Annotated in this window: 13 protein-coding genes; 6 read left to right on the top strand and 7 right to left on the bottom strand. The window is 71.7% G+C overall.

From position 1 onward, the window contains the following. Window positions 1-68: 68 nt before the first annotated feature. The 3 genes from ACIA8L_RS39070 to ACIA8L_RS39060 all read right to left on the bottom strand — a co-directional run bounded on the left by ACIA8L_RS39070 (window position 69) and on the right by ACIA8L_RS39060 (window position 6,480). Window positions 69-1,289, bottom strand: a complete 1,221-nt coding sequence (locus tag ACIA8L_RS39070) for a glycosyltransferase (protein WP_395912567.1) — start codon at window positions 1,287-1,289, stop codon at window positions 69-71. Window positions 1,290-1,391: 102 nt separating this feature from the next. Then, entirely contained in the window at window positions 1,392-5,474 is a 4,083-nt protein-coding gene (locus ACIA8L_RS39065; protein ID WP_395912565.1) for an AAA domain-containing protein, read from the bottom strand. A 43-nt stretch (window positions 5,475-5,517) separates the two neighbouring features. Further along, window positions 5,518-6,480: a LysR substrate-binding domain-containing protein gene (locus ACIA8L_RS39060; protein ID WP_395912563.1), complete on the bottom strand. Its 963-nt coding sequence runs from the start codon at window positions 6,478-6,480 to the stop codon at window positions 5,518-5,520. Between the two features lie 135 nt (window positions 6,481-6,615). On the opposite strand from ACIA8L_RS39060, the gene ACIA8L_RS39055 reads away from it, so the two are divergent. Together ACIA8L_RS39055 and ACIA8L_RS39050 are read left to right on the top strand one after the other, a co-directional pair. Continuing rightward, a complete protein-coding gene (locus ACIA8L_RS39055; RefSeq protein WP_395912561.1) occupies window positions 6,616-7,194 on the top strand; it encodes a DUF998 domain-containing protein in 579 nt (192 codons plus the stop codon). Beyond that, entirely contained in the window at window positions 7,191-7,973 is a 783-nt protein-coding gene (locus ACIA8L_RS39050) for an SDR family NAD(P)-dependent oxidoreductase (protein ID WP_395912559.1), read from the top strand. The genes ACIA8L_RS39055 and ACIA8L_RS39050 overlap by 4 nt, the downstream gene beginning before the upstream one ends. On the opposite strand, the gene ACIA8L_RS39045 is transcribed toward ACIA8L_RS39050, so the two are convergent. From ACIA8L_RS39045 to ACIA8L_RS39030, 4 genes are all read right to left on the bottom strand, one after another. Then, window positions 7,959-8,660: an NRDE family protein gene (locus tag ACIA8L_RS39045; protein WP_395912557.1), complete on the bottom strand. Its 702-nt coding sequence runs from the start codon at window positions 8,658-8,660 to the stop codon at window positions 7,959-7,961. The two genes, ACIA8L_RS39050 and ACIA8L_RS39045, sit on opposite strands and share 15 nt — an antisense overlap. 10 nt (window positions 8,661-8,670) lie before the next feature. Further along, window positions 8,671-11,157, bottom strand: a complete 2,487-nt coding sequence (locus ACIA8L_RS39040) for a putative bifunctional diguanylate cyclase/phosphodiesterase (protein WP_395912555.1) — start codon at window positions 11,155-11,157, stop codon at window positions 8,671-8,673. A gap of 20 nt (window positions 11,158-11,177) precedes the next feature. Next, the gene (locus ACIA8L_RS39035) at window positions 11,178-12,983 is read right to left on the bottom strand and encodes a S8 family serine peptidase (RefSeq protein WP_395912553.1); all 1,806 of its coding nucleotides are present in this window, start codon (window positions 12,981-12,983) and stop codon (window positions 11,178-11,180) included. A gap of 124 nt (window positions 12,984-13,107) precedes the next feature. Further along, window positions 13,108-13,593, bottom strand: coding sequence for a winged helix-turn-helix transcriptional regulator (locus ACIA8L_RS39030; RefSeq protein ID WP_395912551.1), 486 nt, complete (start codon window positions 13,591-13,593; stop codon window positions 13,108-13,110). 67 nt (window positions 13,594-13,660) lie between these two features. On the opposite strand from ACIA8L_RS39030, the gene ACIA8L_RS39025 reads away from it, so the two are divergent. The 4 genes from ACIA8L_RS39025 (at window position 13,661) to ACIA8L_RS39010 (ending at window position 17,754) form a co-directional block, all read left to right on the top strand. Beyond that, window positions 13,661-14,173 carry a PaaI family thioesterase gene (locus ACIA8L_RS39025; protein ID WP_395912549.1) on the top strand — a complete coding sequence of 171 codons (513 nt, stop codon included), beginning with the start codon at window positions 13,661-13,663 and terminating at the stop codon, window positions 14,171-14,173. Next, window positions 14,170-14,559: a nuclear transport factor 2 family protein gene (locus ACIA8L_RS39020; RefSeq protein WP_395912547.1), complete on the top strand. Its 390-nt coding sequence runs from the start codon at window positions 14,170-14,172 to the stop codon at window positions 14,557-14,559. Before ACIA8L_RS39025 ends, ACIA8L_RS39020 begins: the two co-directional genes overlap by 4 nt. Window positions 14,560-14,719: 160 nt before the next feature. Beyond that, the gene (locus ACIA8L_RS39015; RefSeq protein WP_395912545.1) at window positions 14,720-16,222 is read left to right on the top strand and encodes a serine/threonine-protein kinase; all 1,503 of its coding nucleotides are present in this window, start codon (window positions 14,720-14,722) and stop codon (window positions 16,220-16,222) included. Window positions 16,223-16,374: 152 nt separating this feature from the next. Continuing rightward, window positions 16,375-17,754, top strand: coding sequence for a hypothetical protein (locus tag ACIA8L_RS39010; RefSeq protein WP_395912543.1), 1,380 nt, complete (start codon window positions 16,375-16,377; stop codon window positions 17,752-17,754). Window positions 17,755-17,976: the final 222 nt, after the last annotated feature.

Below are 17,976 nucleotides of genomic sequence, written 5' to 3'. Positions count from 1 at the left end.
AGGGTGCTCCTTCCCAAAGAATCTGTCGTGGGAAAGGTGCGCCGACGACCCGCCGCATTACCGAAAAATCAGCCGGCTTCGCGAAACACCCAGACCCGCATCAGCACGAACCGCAGCAGCGTCGTGACCGCGTTGGCCAGCAGCAGCACCGCGAGCTCGGCCGCGTGCGAGTGCCCGGGCGCGGTCCAGTTCAGCGCGATGAGGGCGGCCGAGTTCAGGGCCAGACCGAGCGCGAAGAGCAGAAGACCCTGGACCTGATGGCGTACCGCCCCGTCACTGCCCCGGATCGCGAACGTCAGCCGGCGGTTCAGTGCCGTGTTGGCGACCGCGGTCGTCAGCAGCGCGACGAAGTTGGCCGCTTGCGCCCCGAACTCGGGCCGCAGCAGCGCGTACAGCAGCAGGAAAGCGACGGTCGAGAGCACGCCGATCCCGCCGAAGCGCAGCAGCTGCGGCAGCAGGCCGGCCGGGACCCCCTCGACCAGCGGGGCCCGGCCAAGGCGGCTGCGCAGCGCGGCGACCGGCACCTTCCCGGTGACCAGGGCCCGGCCCAGGCGGGCGATCCCCTTGAGGTCGGCCACGGCCGTCGCGACGATGTCGACCCGGCTGTCGGGGTCGTCGATCCAGTCCACCGGCACCTCGTGGATGCGCAGGCCGGCTCGCTGGGCCAGGACGAGCAGCTCGGTGTCGAAGAACCAGCCGGTGTCCTCGACCAGGGGCAGCAGCTGCTCGGCGACGTCCTTGCGGATCGCTTTGAAACCGCACTGCGCGTCGGAGAAACTGGCGCTGAGGGCAGTGCGAAGGATGCGGTTGTAACTACGCGAAATGAACTCCCGCTTCGGCCCGCGCACCACCCGCGACCCCCGGGCCAGCCGCGACCCGATAGACACGTCCGAATGCCCCGACAGCAGCGGCGCGACCAGCGGCAGCAGTGCGTTGAGGTCGGTGCTGAGGTCCACGTCCATATACGCGAGCACCGGCGCGTCCGAAGCCGACCAGGCCTGCTTCAGCGCTCGCCCCCGCCCCTTCTCCGCCAGCCGCACGACCTCGACCCCGGCGAGCTCGGCGGCGAGCGCCCCCGCCACCTCCGGCGTCGCATCGGTGCTCGCGTTGTCGGCCACCGTGATCCGAAAGGGATACGGAAAACTCTCCCGCAGATGCGCATGGAGCCGCCGCACACAAGGCCCGAGATCAACCTCCTCGTTGAACACCGGGATCACGACGTCAAGGACAGCGCCGGCGTTCCGGCCACCCGCGCCAACCGCGCGAGGAAGCGTCTCTGTGCTGGTCATGCTGTTGAGACTCAGTCCCCGACCTTCCGGCAAGTTCCCGCGAACCTGTGCCCCACCTGGGAACCGGCCCGCTACCTTGCAGGCACGCTGCGCTGGAGGGCGCTAGTCGGTCTCGGGACGCTGGTGGGTGTCGGTGGTTTCGGGGCGGTCGGCGGGGTGGAGATCGAGGACGCGGGTCTTGTCCGGGTCCGGTTCTTCGGGGGCGGGCGGCGGGGCGGGGGGTTCGGTTTCGCCGCGGGCGTCGGCCAGGGCGGCCTGCAGGGCGGCGTTGATCCGGGTGCCGCCGCGTTTGAAGCCGAGCTCCCGGCGGGCCTCGTCGACGACCTGCTCCTCGGTGCGCAGCAGTGTGTCGGACTCGATCCAGAGGAGCAGATCAACCAAAAGGCCGTGGGGGTACTCCGCTATCGGCCGGCCCGGCGTGAAGTCGGGCTTGGGGCGGGTGCGGGCCTCGTCGTCGGTGGGCTCCGGCGGGTCCAGGTGCAGGACGATCGTCGGCTCGTTGGTGCGGCGGGCCTCCACTGCGGCCACCGCCTCGTCGTAGGCGGCCCTGGCGCGGGACGTCTCCGCCACCGGGTCGGCGAACCAGTCCGTCGACCAGATGCGGTGGAAGCGCCAGCCCAGGCGCTCCAGCTGCTCCTGGCGTAGGCGGTCGCGGTCGCGGGCGGTGGTGGAGGAGTGGTAGGTCGCGCCGTCGGTTTCGATGGCCAGGACCATCTCCGCCGGGTTGGTCGGGTGGGCGCAGGCGAAGTCGATCGCGTAGCCGGCCACGCCGAACTGCGGGGTCAGCGGGATGCCGGCCCTGGTCAGGCGGTCCTGGACGTCGGCCTCGAAGGCGTTCAGCGGGGGGCGGGTGGCCGCGGTCGGGGCCAGGCTGGTGCCGCCGGACTCCGTGTATTCCAGGTAGGAGCGCAGCAGGCGGACGCCGTCGCTGGTGGACTTGGCCGGGTCCATGTCGGCCGCGGTGAACGAGCTGACCAGGGTCATCCGGCGGCGGGCCCGCGTGACGGCCACGTTCAGGCGGCGTTCGCCACCCGGGAGCAGGAGCGGGCCGAAGCGGTACAACAGGCGGCCGGAAGCGTTTTTGCCGTAGCCGATGCTCAGGATGATCGCGTCGCGCTCGTCGCCCTGGACGCGCTCCAGGTTCTTCACGAAGAACGGCTCGGCCGCGGTTTCGGCGAAGAACCCGTGCAGCTCCGGTCGTGCCGCCAGGGTCTTGCGCAGCGCCAGGTCGATGCGCTCGGCGTGCGTGATGCCCATCGTGATGACGCCGAGAGACTCGTTCGGGCGGATCTGGGCGTGCTGGAGGATGAGCTCCACGACGCGGTCGACCTCGGCGGTGACGGAGTCGGCGGCTTCGTCCGACCCGGCACCGTCGAACGGCACGTGGACGTGCCGCACGCTGCCCTCGCCCGCGACGCCGGGGAATGTCACGAGGGAGCCCTCGTAGATGTGGGCGTTGGAGAAGCCGATCAGACGGTCGTCCTGGCTGCGGTAGTGCCACCTCAGGAGGTACCCCGGAAGCAAGGCACTCAAGACATCGAGAATCGATTCGTAGCCGGATGTCAGGGACAGATCGATGGAGCCGTCGGCGTTCACCCCCAGCGGGTCGGCGCCCTGGCCCTCCTCGGCGGCGGTGAAGAAGCTGGTCGGCGGGAGCTGGTGCTCGTCGCCGGCCACGACGATCTGGCGGCCGCGGAGCAGGGCCGGGACGGCGTCCGCGGGCGTCACCTGGCTGGCCTCGTCGAAGACGACCACGTCGAACAGGTCGGCCTGCGGTGGCAGCAGCTGGGAGACGACCAGGGGGCTCATCGCCCAGCACGGGCGCAGGGCCGTGAGCATGTGCGGGGCGGTGGCGAAGAGCTGGCGGATCGGCAGGTGGCGGCGTTTGAGATTGGCCTGGTGCTCGACCAGGCGGCTCTCGTCCGGATACTCGTCGCGCACGTGGGTGATGTGCTCGGCCACGGCCCGCAGGACCCGGGTGGCGGTGGCGTCGATGTGGCGGTGGTCGGCGTCGCGGTACTCCGCGACCGTGCGCGACTGCAGGGGTCCGTCGAACGCGCCGACCCGGGGGTCGGTGAAGTTCAGGTGCTGGAGGATCGAGGCGTACCAGCACGCGTCGAACACCGCCGCCGCCTGCTCGGCATCAGGCCTTCGCGCGCGGAGATCCTCGACGAGGTCCTCCAGGCCGGCCTCCGTGAACGCGAGCGAAAGCTCGTTCAGCCGGGGGACGCGGCGGACCGTGCGCTCGTCACCGGCCAGGCTCGTGAGCACGCGGCCCAGACGATCCAGGTCCATGGTGGCCAGCGGGAGGTGCGGGCAGAACCGGAGCAGGCCGCTCACCTGCCCGTCCAGCTGCTCGAAGGCCGCCTTCGCGCGGGGCAGGTCGGACGGGAGCCGGGGGACACCGCCCCACTGCTCGCGCTGACGCAGGACCTCCTGCAACTGCTGTGCGCTCGGCGTGCCGCCGCCGCGCGACAGCTGGGCGGCCTGCTTGCGGAATTTCCGGCGGGTCCACCAGCCGGCGTCCAGGCCGGCGATGAGGCTCGGGAGGTCGGCCTGGTAGACCTCGGGCCGGAACTGCGACAGCGTGGCCGCGATGCCGTCGAGGAAGGCGAACAGAGCGCGCCAGCCGTTGAGGTCGGTGGGTTGGCGCAGGCCGGTCTGGGCGGCGACGTACTGCAGGGCCGGGCGGGTCTCGGGCAGCGTGCGGGCGGACAGGCGCTCGGCCAGGTCGAAGGCGGCCTCGGCGTCCTGCGGGCTGTGGATGGCGGCGCCGATCCAGCCGGACTCCGGCGGGCCGGCCGTGAAGCCGCCGACGGTGGCGTAGTCGCGCAGCTGCTCGCGGACCCGGCGGGCGCCGATCTCGTCCAGCGCGGTCAGGACCGGGCCGCGCAGGCGGACGCCGGTCATCGGCTGGACGACCGCGGCCAGGCGGATCATCTCGGTCTGGGCCTGATACGCGGAGACGCCCCACGGGCCGCGCACCTGGTGCATGGCCTCGTCGTGGTCGTTGAGCGCGGCCCGGCGGGCGGCGAGGGTCTCGTGCAGCACCGCGAGGTCGGGCTGGGCGATCCGGGCCGCGGAGTCGAACGCGGCCTTGAGGTCGGCCGCGACCTTCCTCCTCGAGGTCGTGCCGTCGTGCACGTCCATCACCAGCTGGCCCAGGCCGCGCCGGGCCAGCCGGTCGGTGACGGCGGTGATCGCGGCGCGCTTCTCGGCCACGAAGAGGACCCGCTTGCCCCGGGCCACCAGCGACGCGATCAGGTTGGCGATCGTCTGGCTCTTGCCGGTGCCGGGCGGGCCCTTGATCACGCTGTGCTGACCGGCCAGGACGGCGTTGATCGCGTAGTTCTGCGAGGAGTCGGCGTCGAGGACCAGGAACTCGTCCTCCGGCGGGATCCAGTCCGGGTCACGCAGGCCGATCCCGGTCGCGGGCCGGAGGGCGGCCTGGGCGTCGCGGTCGCCGGCGATGGCCGCGATGACGTCGTGCTCGATCAGGGCCCGGGCGCCGACCCGCAAGTCGGTGACCATCGGGAGCTTGGCGTAGGAGAAGGTGCCCAGGACGCACCGGGGGCTGATCGCGAAGCCGCGGACCCGGGCCGACGCCTCCTTGCCGAGGCGCTCATACAGCGGCTGGGGGTCGAAGCCGGACTGGTAGCTGACCAGCTCTTCGAGTTCGTCGGCGTCCAGGCGTACCCCGAAATCCTCTTCCAGCAGTTGCAGGAGGGTCGGGTTCAGCTCCAGATCACCTTGCAGGGTGAGGTCGAAGTCGTCCTCGGCCGCACCGCGAGCCCGCAGCTGGGCCGAGCGCAGCAGGACCGGCGCGGCCGGGGCGGCGCCGGAGCCGGGCGGCTGGTCCCAGGTGGCGCTGCCGATCGCGGCGAAGCAGGTCTCGATGCCCCGCTCCTCGGTCAGCTCCCGCGCCTTGTTGCGGATCGTCCGGGCCCGCTTGATCGCGGCCTGGTGCGCGTCACGGTCCGGGAAGAGCTGGCCCAGCGGCAGGGTGCGCCCGCCGAGCAGGGCCTGCAGTGCGACCGGGTCGGCGGCGCTGAGGTCGAGCGTGCCCGCGCGCAGGTCGCGGTAGAACAGCAGGGTGTTGCGCCCGCCGAGGTCGATCAGCTGTGACCGCCAGCGGCGGGCCGCCTCCTGCACCAGCGTTCCCCGCCGGTCGACAGCGTCCTCCACGCCTGCGAGCGTACTGCCCGCCGCAACTTGGGGATCGGCCCGTTTACATCGCCAACCCTTGCCCGTCGGGGTGGCGGCCCAGCCAGTTCGAGTACCGCTCGTTGCGCCGCACGGCGTCCGCATACGACTCGATCGCATACGCCCAGACCTGCGAAGCGACTCGCGCGGCGGGCCCGTCGGGGAGCCAGCCGAGCATCTGCCGCCAATGCAGGGGCGCCCCCGCGATCGGTACCGCCACCAGCCCCGCCATCGGCCGCAATGTCGCCTGGCACAGGCCGACCGCGTCCCCGTGCTCGATGAGGTCGATCGCGCCGCGCACCTCGGTCTCGAACAGGACCTTCGGCGTGAACCCGGCCCGCGCGCAGGCCGCCGCGTGGCACGCCGAGAAGCAGCCGTCCCCGGGCGCGGCCACCCACTGCGCGTCGGCCAGCTCGGAGAGCTCGACCTCGTCCCGGTCGGCCAGGGTGTGCCCCTCGGGCAGCAGCAGGAAGACGGGGTCGGCCGCAACCGCGCGCCAGGCCAGCCCGGTGTCGGTCGCCGGTGGCGCGTCTCCGCACGCCCCGACCAGCACGAAGTCCAGCTTCCCGGCGAGCACGAGGTCACCGAGCTCCGCGGACGACCAGGACGCGTGGGTGGTCACCTGGGCGGCCGGGTGGTTGCTGGTGATCCGGTGCACCAGTCCGCCGAGGATCGGGCCGTTCACGGCGCCGATTCGGTACCGCCCGGCCCGCTCGGCCCCGCTGGCGAGCCGGGTCGCCTCGTCCTGCAGCCCCTTCACGGCCGGCAGCAGCACCCGGGCCCGGGCCAGCACCAGCTCGCCCAGCGGCGTGGCCCGCGCACCGCGCCGGTCGCGCTCGAACAGCGTCCCGCCCAGCGCCCGCTCGATCCGCTGCAACTGCGCGGTGAGCGCGGGCTGCGCCAGGCCGAGCACGGACGCGGCTTTGGTCACGCTGCCGGCGTCCGCGATCGCGCACACGACCCGCAGATGCCGCAGCTCCAGTTCCATAACTAGGAACGGTAGGACTGCGGATACCCTGCTAGATACCCTATAAGCATCGAGAGGTGCCGTTTTACAAGAACGTCAAATTTGGCCGGTACCCCCTGTGGGTATTCGGCCACGCTATGGAATTAGGCTGGCTTCGTGATCAACCGCTGGGCCGCCGCCGGTTCCGCGGTCGTCGGGGCCGGTGGCGCGATGGGGCTGGCCACGGCGGTGGCGGGCTCGGCACCCTGGCGATACGTCTCGGAGTCGGGCGTCCCCGGTGCTCCCCACGCGACGTTGTACCAGGTCAGCATGGTGCTGCTGGCGCTCTCCCTCGGTTTGCTGGCGGTCGCGAGCCGGCCCGTCTGCGGGCTGATCGCGCTGTCTCTGGCCCTCGCCGCACCCTTGGCCGCCCTGTCCGGGGCGGTGCACTGCAGCCCCGGCTGTCCGCTGCCGCCGTACGAGTCGCCCACCGCACAGGACCTGGTCCACGCGGCCGCCGCGATCGGGGCACTCCTGCTGATTGCTCTGGCGATCCTGTTGTACTGGTTCCAGGTCCGCTGGATCGGCTGGCTCGGTGTGGCGATCGCCTGGCCGCCCCTGATCCTGTCCGCGTTCGGGATCCTGTTCGCCGGGCGTTCGCTGTTCACCGGGGTGATGGAGCGGGCAGCACTGATCGGAGTGTCGGCCTGGGTGGTTGTGACGGCGTTTGTCCTGATAAAAAGGCATAAATCGTGACCAGGACCGTGGTGATCACCGGGGCCAGCGCCGGCATCGGCCTCGCCGCCGCCCGCCGGTTCGCCGCCCAAGGCGACCGGCTCATCCTGCTCGGCCGGGACGAGCGCCGCCTGGCCGCGGCCGGCTCCTTGTGTGCCAACTCCACCACCGTCCGCGCCGACTTCGGCGACCTCGATCAGGTCCGTGCCGCCGCCCGCAAGGTCCGGGACGCCTGCGACCGCATCGACGTGCTCGTCAACAACGCCGGCGGGCTCTATCGCGGTCCGAAGGCCCTGGTCGTCAACCACCTGGCCGGGTTCCGGCTGGCCCACGACCTGCTCGACCGGCTCTACGCGGCCGGGAGCTCGCGGATCGTCACCACCGCGTCCCTGGCCGAGGCCTGGGGCGTGCTCGACGTCGACAACCCGCTGAAGAACTCCTTGTGGCACCGGGCACGCTGGCTGGCGTACGGGTCGTCCAAGCAGGCCAACATCCTGTTCACCGGCGAGGCGGCCCGGCGCTGGGGCGCGCACGGCGTGCTGCCCGTCGCGTTCTTCCCGGGCCTGGTGCGCAGCCGGTTCGCGTCCAGCAGCCCGCTGTTCATGCTGGCCAAGCCGATCCCGGTGCTGTTCAGTTCCCCCGATCGGGCCGCCGGCCAGCTCCAGTGGCTGGCCGACGCCCCGGCCGCCGAGCTGGTGCCCGGCGGCTACTACTTCATGCGCGAGCGCTTCCCGGCGACCCCGCGCTCGACCAGCCCGGACCGCGCGGCCCGCCTCTGGGAGTCCTCACTGCGTGGATAGCGGGATCTCGGCCCACTGCGCGTCCGGGCCGGGGCCGGCGGTGAAGTCGTAGCGCACGCCCGGCTCCCCGATCGCGACCAGGGCGGCCGAGCCGGAGCCGTACAGCAGACCCTCGACCTCCCGCCGGACCAGCAGCGGCCGCGGGGCGGCCCCGGTGAACTCGCCCCCGGACAGCAGCGCGATCCAGTCGCCCCACGCCGCGGCCGGAGCCAGACCGGGCTTCGGGTCCGGGGTCGCGGCCGCGCGCAGCGGTGCGAAGTCGTTCACGTCCACACCCTGGTTGACGAACACGTGGTCGCCCGGCTCGAGCAGGCGGCGGGTCACCGCGACCCCGTCCCAGGTGACGACCGAGACCTCGGTCGGCTCGGCGTGGACCAGGTGGAACGTGTCGAACGAGCGCAGCACGTCGTCGTCCGGGATCGTCTGGGCCAGGGGCAGCGAGCCGCGGGTCGGGCGGTCGCCGGCGGCGGGCCGGTGCGGGAAGCCGTTGAGCAGCGCGGTCACGCTCGGGCGGGCCGGGTCCACGGCCAGCCACGTGCCGCCCGCGGTGCTGTCCCGGCCGCCGAAGCGGCCCGGCCAGTGCTCGGCCGGGGGTTCCCAGGGGCGGGCCAGATACTCGTCGCGGACCGCGGCCAGGAGTACCGGCCAGGTGGCGTCGGGGTCGAACCGGAGGAGCACGGTGCACATGGACCGAACGTTATGCCCCGCCGAGCTGCGGGACTCGGGCGGTCAGCCAATCGGCGAACTCGTCGGCCGGCAGCGGCTTGGAGATGAAGTACCCCTGCACCAGGTTGCAGCCCTCTCGGCGCAGGTGGAGCAGCGTCTCCTCGTCCTCGACGCCCTCGGCCACGACCATCAGGTCCAGCGCGTGCCCGAGCTGCACGGCCGAGCGCACGACCGCGCGGTCGCGGTGGTCGACGGCGATGCGCTGCACGAACGAGCGGTCGATCTTCATCTCGTGGATCGGGAGCTCACGGAGCCGGCCCAGCGACGAGTAGCCGGTGCCGAAGTCGTCGATGGCCAGCTTCACCCCGAGGCCGTGCAGGCGGTCGAGGATCACCAGGGCGCCGGTCGGGTCGGCCATGATGCTGCTCTCGGTGATCTCCAGGGTCAGGGCGCTGGCCGGGACGCCGGCCTGGCCCAGGAGCCGGTCCACGATGTCGGGCAGGTCGGACTCCTGCAGGCTGTTCGGTGAAAGGTTCACCGCCACGTGCATGTCGTGGCCCATCCGGCGCCAGCTCGCGCAGCGGCGCAGGGAGACCTCGAGCACGTGCAGGGTCAGCGGGCGGATCAGGCCGGAGTGCTCGGCCAGGGGGATGAACTCGTCCGGCGGGACGAACCCGTGGACCGGGTGGTGCCACCGGGCCAGGGCCTCGGCCCCGACGACCACGCCGGTCGCGGTGGAGAGCTTCGGCTGGAAGACGACCACGAGATCGTGGCGCTGGATGGCCTCGCGGAGGTCGGCGACCATCGCCAGGCGCCGCGGGCTGTTGCGGTCGTCGTCGCTGGTGTACACCCGCACGCCGGTGTGGGTGTTTTTGGCGACGTACATCGCCACGTCGGCCCGCTGGATGAGCGAGTTGGCGTCGTGGCCGTGCTCGGGGGCGAGGGCTATGCCGATGCTGACCCGGGCGTTGAGGCGGAGGTGGCCGATGGGGATCGGCTGCTCCATCGCGGCGCCGAGATCGTCGCCGACGGCGATCGCGGACTCCCGGGTCCGGATGTCGGGGAGGAGTACCGCGAACTCGTCCCCGCCGAAGCGAGCGACCGTGCCGCGGTCGCCCAGCCGCGCCTGGAGCCGCTCACCGACGAGCCGGAGCAGCTGGTCGCCGACGTCGTGGCCGAGGGCGTCGTTGACGTCCTTGAACCGGTCCAGGTCCATCAGCAGGACGGCGACGGGCGTGCCGGCCGCCCGGTGCCGGTCGGTCAGGGCCTGGAAGCGCTGCCGGTTGATCAGCCCGGTGAGCGGGTCGTAGGTGGCCAGGCGCTCGGTCTGGGCGACCTCGCGGCGCAGGTCGTCGAGGAGCCGGGCCTTGGTGAGGGAGAGGCTGGCGTGGTTGGCCAGGGCCTGGAACAGCCGCACGTGCTGCTCCCCGAACGTGGGGATGTCGGGGAGGCTGTCGGCCACCAGCAGTACCCCGGACTCGTGGTCGCTCACCGGCACGGGCACCGCGATGCCGTCGGCGATGGAGCCGATCACGCGGGAGCCCTTGGCCACGAGCACCGGCGCACCGCCCCGGGCCGGCTGCCACCAGGCGGTCTCGGGCAGGGTGTCGACGGTACTGATCTCGAAGTCGCTCTGGCCGTGCATGCGCAGCCGGACGTGGGTGCCGTCGGCGGCCGGGATGATGAGCTCGGCCCGCTCCGCGCGCAGCTGGTCGCGGGCCTGCTCGAGCACGATGCGGGCGACGCCGCGGGTGTCGAGCGGGCCGTCGAGGGCGCGGGTGAAGGCGTACAGCTCCTCGACCTGCTGGTGGCCCTGGTTCTGCCGGACGAAGGCGCGGTAGGCCAGGTAGGTGACCGCGGAGACGATGGCCAGCAGCGCGATGGCGCGGGAGTCGCGCTCGATCGCGAGGGCGCTGATGAGCCCGATGCTGGTGGTGATGGCCACGAGCGGCAGGCCCTGCAGCGCGCTGGGCAGCCGGCGCCACTCGCTGGGGTCGTCGTGCAGCGCGATGACGGCGGTGACCAGGACCGCGGCGATGACGTCGGAGAGCAGCATGACGATGAGGACGTAGAGCCACTCCCTCGGCCCCGCTGACAAATCGGGGCCGGCGAGGGTTCGCAGCAGTACCGCCGAAGCAGTGGTCTGCACCCCCAGCAGGGCGACGTTGAAGCCCAGCTTGATGCCCCGCTGCCCGCGCAGGAAGGCGAGGCCGGCCACGCCGCCGATGAGCCGGACGCAGAGCAGCAGCGTCGGGTCGACCGACAGCAGCCCGAGGACCATCGGGATCTCGCTGAGGCTCATCGCGTGCCCGCCCCGGCGGACCCGCACGTGGATCGCGAACCCCTCGGTCAGCGCGAACGCGACAAGCAGGATCGCGAGCGGGACAGGGTCAGGGTCGGCCGGGAGGCCGATGGTCCGGATGCGCACCGCGTGCGCCGCGATGGTCGCGATACCCAGCCAAAGGCTGAGCATCGCGACCCGCGCATCCGGGCGACTCCAACCGCGTACTTTCGTCATCAATCGCCCTGTTTAGTGCTTTAGTCCCAAATGGAGCTGGACCAGTAGCTCCCACTCCAAGTTCGGCCGCTCCAGGTGTTTCCTGACCAAGTTCGGCCACTCCATGTGCGTCCGTCCCACGTCGCCCCGCTCCAGGTGCGGCCGCTCCAGGTGCGGCCGTCCCAGTTGGTGCTCGACCAGCTGACGCTGCTCCAGCTCTTCATCGTGAGCAGGCCCGGCAGCAGGCCGGCCTTCATGTCCGTCCCGGTCCAGGCCGAGCCGTTCCAGGTGCCGCCGGTCCACGCGGTGCCGGCGGTGGCCGTCTTGGCCCAGGTGGTGCCGTTCCAGGCCTTGCCCATGATGTCCTTCTCACCGGTCAGTTCGACGCCGCTGACCGGGTCAGCGACGTGGGCGGTACCGCGGGCGGCCTCCAGCGTCCCGGTGCCGGTGGACGCCGCCCAGGTCTGGGTGGAGGCGGCCGCGGTCGGCGTCGGGGCGTTGATGGCGTTCTTGATGTTCAGCTCACCCGCGCCGCGGCCCAGCGTCTCGGCCAGGGGCATGACGTCGGCGGTACTCGTGAGCAGCTTCTTGACCTGGTCCGGGGTCAGCGTGGGGCGCTGCTGCAGCAGCAGCGCGACCGCCCCCGAGGTGATGGCCGCGGCCTGGGAGCTGCCGCTGCCGCGGAAGTAGCGGCCCGACGTGTCGCCCGGTACCAGGCCGGTCGGGTAGTTCACGTCGACGTACGAGCCGGGGTCGCGCAGGCCGACGATCGACTTCCCGGGGGCGGTCAGGTCGACCGACCGGGTCGTGTTGCCGCGGCTGCTGAAGTCGGCCACAACGTCGTCCGAACGGGACTCCGTGGCCTTGGAGTCGGCCGCGCCCACCGCGATGACGTACGGGTTGACCGCCGGGTTCGACAGGTTGGCCCGGGTCTTGCCGTCGTTGCCGCCGGACACGACCACGGTGATGCCCTTCTTCCAGGCCGACTCGACCGCGTGCGACAGCGGGTCGAGCTTCTCGTCCTGGTTGGAGTCGGTGCCGAATGACAGGTTGATCACCTTGATGTTGAGGCCGGGGTCGTTGCGGTGCGTCACCACCCAGTCGATGCCGGCGATGACCTGCGACACGTCGGTCGCCCCGTCGGCCGCCGCGACCTTGACGCTGATCAGCGTCGCGTTCGGGGCCATGCCGGTGAAGTTGGTCGGGTCGCTGACGGTCAGCGGGTTGGTGTTCGGGTCCCGGCCGGCGATCAGGCCGGCCATGTGGGTGCCGTGGCCGAACGTGTCGGCGTAACGCAGCGTCGGGCTCTGCGACTCGAACGACAGGTCCGGCCCGTTGATGACCCGGGTCGCGTCGTTGAGCCCGGTCACCGGCGCCACACCCGAGTCGATCAGGGCCACGCCCACACCGGTCCCGATGATGTTCCGGCCGCTCGGGTCGAGCTTTTTCCACACGTCGAGGGCGCCGGTGGCGCGCACGACGCTGAACATCGAGTTGGCGTCGCCGTCGGCGCGCCACCGGGCCGCCTCCATGGAGACCGACCCGTCCTCGGTCACGCCGCGCACACCGGGCGCGGCTCGCAAAACGGACAAGCGCTGTGTTGGTACCTCGGCCACGAAGCCGTCCACAACCGCCAGTGCGCGGCCAACCCTGCCGCCGACGCGAGTGACCGCGAGGGCGGCCGCGCCGGGATCGTCGGCCTCGACGATGACGCGGGTCAGGCCGGTGGCACTCGCCGGCGGTGTGGTGGCTGCGACCGCCGGCCCGCCCGGCGCGACCGCCCCGGCTGCGATCGCGAGGACCGCGGCCGAAGCGGCACCCAGTGCGCTCCGGTATCTGCTGGGCATGCAGGCCCCTTCCATGGGTCGATGACTCGCCGTGATCCATGGTTGGGCAGTGCGTAGCTCGCCGTTGTCACCAGATCGGTCGCACTTCGCTCACGGTCCGTGACGCGAGGCACGCGCAGTATTCCTAAACTTCGGCCGGGGCCCGCCGAATCGCCCCCGGACCGGGCTGCGGAACGACGTCGCGCGGGGTGATCTCCTCGTGGCCGTGCTCGCAGACGAGCTTGGCGTGCACCGGGGCGCCGCAGCCACGGTGGACGGTCTCCAACGGTGGCCCGCCCGGGTCGGCCAGGTAGCGGTCGCCCCACTCGCGCAGGGCGACGAACATCGGGTAAAGCGCGAAACCCATTTCCGTCAGCCGGTACTCGTCCCGCGCCCGCGCCCCCGGCTCGCGATACGGCACCCGGCGCAGGATCCCGTTGTCCACGAGCACGCCGAGCCGGTTGGTGAGCACCTGCCGGGGGATGCCGGTGCGCACCCGCATGTCGTCGAACCGGAAGATCCCGTTGAAGACCTCACGGAGCACGACGACGGTCCACCGCTCGCCGAGAATCGCCATCGCGCGGCCGATCGTGCAGTTCTCGACGGACCATTCGAGTGCCCTAGGTCTCATGGTGCAAAGGCTAACCCGGCGCTGAGTCTGATTGACAGATCTAGCCTCGGCCCGGGAGTCTAGGTCCATGACGCAGACCGAGCCGGATGTCCGCAGCCGCACGTTCTCGTGGTCCGACCCCGCGCTGAACGCGGCCGAGGTCGGCCGGCGCAGCGGCTTGGAGCTGCTGCGGGCGATGGGCACGGGCGAGCTGCCCCGCCCGCCGATCATGCACCTGCTGGGCACCGGCGCGCTGGTTGCCGAAGACGGGCGGGTCGTGGTGACGCTGGAGCCGCGGGAGTACCACTACAACCCCCTCGGCACCGTTCACGGCGGGGTGCTGGCCACGCTGCTGGACACGGCCACGGGCTGTGCGGTCCACTCCACCTTGCCGGCTGGCGTGGGCTACACGACGCTGGACCTGACGACCAAGTTCCTCCGCCCCGCGTCCTTGGCGTCCGGCATCCTCACGTGCGAAGGCACCATCCTGAACAAGGGCCGCCGGACAGCGCTCGCCCAGGCCCAGATCACCGACGCCCGCGGCGCCCTGATCGCCCACGCCACGTCCACCTGCATGATCTTCGAGGTGCCGCAGCCGTGACCGCCTTCCGCGAAGCCGTCGAAGCCGCCGACCCCGACGCGATGGCCGCGACCTTGGCCGACAACGTCACCTTCCGCAGCCCGGTAGCCTTCCGCCCCTACGAAGGCAAACCGATCGTGGCCGCCATCCTCCGCGGCGTCCTGCGGGTGTTCGAGGACTTCCACTACGTCCGCGAACTGTCCGCCCCGGACGCCCACGCACTGGTCTTCGCGACCAGAATCGGCGACGTGGCGATCGAGGGCTGCGACTTCCTGCACTTCGACGAGCACGGCCTGATCGACGAGCTGACGGTGATGGTCCGCCCGATGTCCGCCGCCCAGGCCTTGGCCGAGGCGATGGCCACCCAGTTCCCCCAGATCAAACGCGAGGCCGCCGGCGCTTCCTGAGCGGCGTGCTCTTCAAGAGCCGATATGTCGGGCGCTTCGCGCCGCGCTCCGCTCGACATATCGGATTTTTCGCCCGACGGGGTATTCGCGTAATTTGCGGGGATAATTGTGTGCGCTGGTTGTCGCGTGTGACGGCGGTGAATCTGGGCAACACCTTGACGTGGAAGGCGAACGCCTGAGCGGCACGCGGTACCGGCTGATCGAGCCCCTGGGCGCCGGCGGCATGTCCGTCGTGTGGCGCGCCTTCGACGAGATCCTGGAGCGCCCGGTCGCGGTGAAGCTCCTGGCTCCCAAGCTCCTGACCGACCCGGACTCGCGGCGCCGCATTCAGGCCGAGGCTCGGGCGGCTGGACTGCTGAGCCATCCGCACATCGCGCAGGTATACGACTTCGGGCACAAGCCCGACGGGGCCCCGTATGTGGTGATGGAGCTCGTCACCGGCCGCTCACTGGAGGAGGTCGGCGAGCTCCCGGTCGCCACCGTCCTCCAGGTCGGCGCGCAGCTCGCGGCCGCGCTGGCCGCGGTGCACGCCCGCGGCCTGGTGCACCGCGACATCAAGCCGGCCAACGTCATGCTCACCGACGGCGGAGCCAAGCTGGTCGACTTCGGCATCTCCGCGGTCGCCGGCGACAACAGCGACAAGGGCGGCCAGATCCTCGGCACGCCCGCGTACCTGGCGCCGGAGCGCATCCGCGGCCTGCCGACCACCGCCGCGACCGACGTCTACGCGTTGGGGTTGCTGCTGTACCGCGCCGTCGCCGGGCGCTTTCCCTGGCCCGAGGAGTCCACCACCACCGGCGTGCTCGAGGCCCATCGCCGCACCCGCCCCGAGCCCCTCCCGCCCGGCCTGGTCGACGCACCGGTGGCCGCGGCCATCATCCGCTGCCTGGCCAAGGCCCCCGAGAACCGCCCGTCCGCGGCCGACATGGCCGAGCTGCTGGCGACGGGCCGCCCGACGCTGACGGACGCCGCCGCCCCCGCCGCCCTCGACTCGCGCGTCCTCGAGTCCACCCACCGGGTCTTCGTCCCGCGCGGCAAACGGGGCCGGGTCGCGGTCGCGGGTGTCGTCGCGGCGGCCGCGGTCAGTGGCCTGGCAATGTGCTCGTCCGGCAACGCGGCCGCCGACTCCCAGGCGAAGCCGGGCTGGGTGGTGGCCTCCGCTCCCGCCCCGTCAGCGTCCAAGGTGGACTGCACCGTCGAGTACTCGGTCCGCTCCGAGCAGGCCGGCTCCTTCAACGCCGACCTCCAGGTCAAGGCGGCCGGCCCCGGCGGCGGCTGGAGTCTGACGTTCCGGGTCCCCGACGGCCAGGCCATCGGCGCGATCGACGGCGCTACCTGGCACCAGGACGGCGACACCGTCCTGCTCGGCGGCGCGGACCTGACGACGGAACTCGCCGCGGGCGCCCAGTTCCGGGTCGTCGGCGCGTATCGCGACTCGTCGCAGCTGCCGGCCGACTTCACCCTGAACGGTGAAGCGTGCCGCTCCGTCCTGCTCGCGCCCGCGGCTCAGGTCGTCGTCACCCAGGCCCCGGCCACCCAGGCCCCGGTCACCAAACATGTCACCACCACGGCCCCGCCGGCGCCCAAGCCGCCGGCCGTCAACAAGGGCCCCGGATCCGACGATGAGGGTAAGGGCAAAGAGGGCAAGGGCCCGAAGAAGTAAGACGACAGCTGACCCTTTCGTAGGGTGATCGACGTTTTGTAGCGTATGGCGTGCAACCTTCCTGACTGGTACACAAGTCTGATCCTCGTGGCGTCCCGTATATAAGCGGGCCGCCTCACCGTAGGGTGTTGAGGTCGAAGGTAGGAGGCGCCGTGCGGTTCGAGATCAGCCGGGTCATGGACACGATCGAGCAGCGGCTGACCACGGACATAACCCTGGCGCAGGCCGTCGTGGACCTGGCGGAGGTCGCGCGGTTCGTGGCCCTCGACGGCGGCCGCCCCATCAACCTGCTGCGGCTCGGCATGGTGGTGGACGCCTTGAGCCGCTACCTGATCGACGCGGGCGCCATGCTCTATCCGGTCGCCGGGCGCGAGGTCCTGTCCGAGGCCGCGCTGACCTCCAAAGAGCGCATGGTGCTGGGCCGCTGGGCGGACGACGGCCTGATCGAGGTGACCCCGGTGGTGGCCGACCGCCCCGCGGAGATCGCCGACTTCACGGGCCTGCCGCTCGTCGTGGTCCGCGAGCTGCCGCCCCAGGCCAAGACCCGCTTCCCGTGGATCGCCGACAGCCCGGAACGCCTGCTGCGCCTGACGCCGCGGGCCGGCGGCGCGGTGCTGACCCCCGGCGGCGAGCCGATGCCGCCGAAGGACGGCAAGGAGCGCCTGGTGATCCGCGGCCAGGCGACGCTGCCGATCGTCCCGCCGGACCCGAAGGACAAGACCGAGGAGAAGGAGATGGCCGAGCCGTCTCCCGCCGAGCCACCGGCCGAGGATGCTCCCGCCGATGCTCCGGCCGAGGACGCTCCCAAGGAGCCGGTCGCCGCGGAGAAGGGCGGCCGCCCGGACGGCCTGCAGTCGTTCACCGCCCGCGGTGCCCAGCGGTTCGGCCGCACCCGCGTGGTCCGCCGTCGCTTCACGCGCGCCGACCCCAGCGGTGTCGGCGCCTCGCTGATGGCCCGGGAGTGGCGGTGCAAGGAGCCGGAGTGCCCCGCGTTCGGCCCGATCCGCCGCATCGGCCAGCCGGTCCCGAGAATGCGCGCCGGCCTGCCCGCCTGCCCCCGCCACGGTGAGGCGGTGAAGGACATCGGCCCGCGTCCGGCCGCGTTCGCGGTGGCCATCGTGGTGGACGACCTGGCCCGCCGCCGTTTCGTGGTGAGCGCCGAGCACCCGGTGATCGTGGGCCGCGAACCGTCCGACCCCGACGACATCTCGGTCGCGGCCTGGCTCCACGAGGCGGCCGCCGCCTGGATCGCCAAGGAGCACGTCAAGCTCGAGGTGAAGGCCGGTCGTCTCCAGGTCACCGACACCAGCGAGAACGGCACCCTGATCTGGAAGCGCTCGACCCCCGACATCAAGGAGGAGACCGAGCGCATCTACCGCAAGTCCTACCAGCTCGACGGCTGGGACTCGATCGAGCTCTACACCGGCGTCGAGCTGGTCGTCGGCGACCACCGCCTGCAGACGGTCGTCGGCTCCGAACCGGCCTCCGTCCTCCTCGACGCCCCGACGGTCGCCCTCCGCCTGGTCGACTGAGCCCACCCGGCTTCGGTTCAGGCTGGCCGGCTGAGCGCACTCAGGCTTCGGTTCAGGCGGTCAACTCAACGCACCCAGGCTTTCGGCTCAGGCAGGTCGTCTGAGCGCGCCAGGCTTCGGTTCAGGCTGGTCGTCTGAGCGCACTCAGGCTTCGGCTCGGGCGGTCAACTCGACGCACCCAGGCTTTCGGTTCAGGCAGGTCGTCTGAGCGCGCCGACGCTG

It is taken from the genome of Dactylosporangium sp. NPDC051541, assembly GCF_044454505.1.
Lineage (GTDB): Bacteria > Actinomycetota > Actinomycetes > Mycobacteriales > Micromonosporaceae > Dactylosporangium.
The sequence above is the reverse complement of the archived record's forward strand: the minus strand, read 5'-3'. Positions and strand labels throughout refer to the sequence as shown.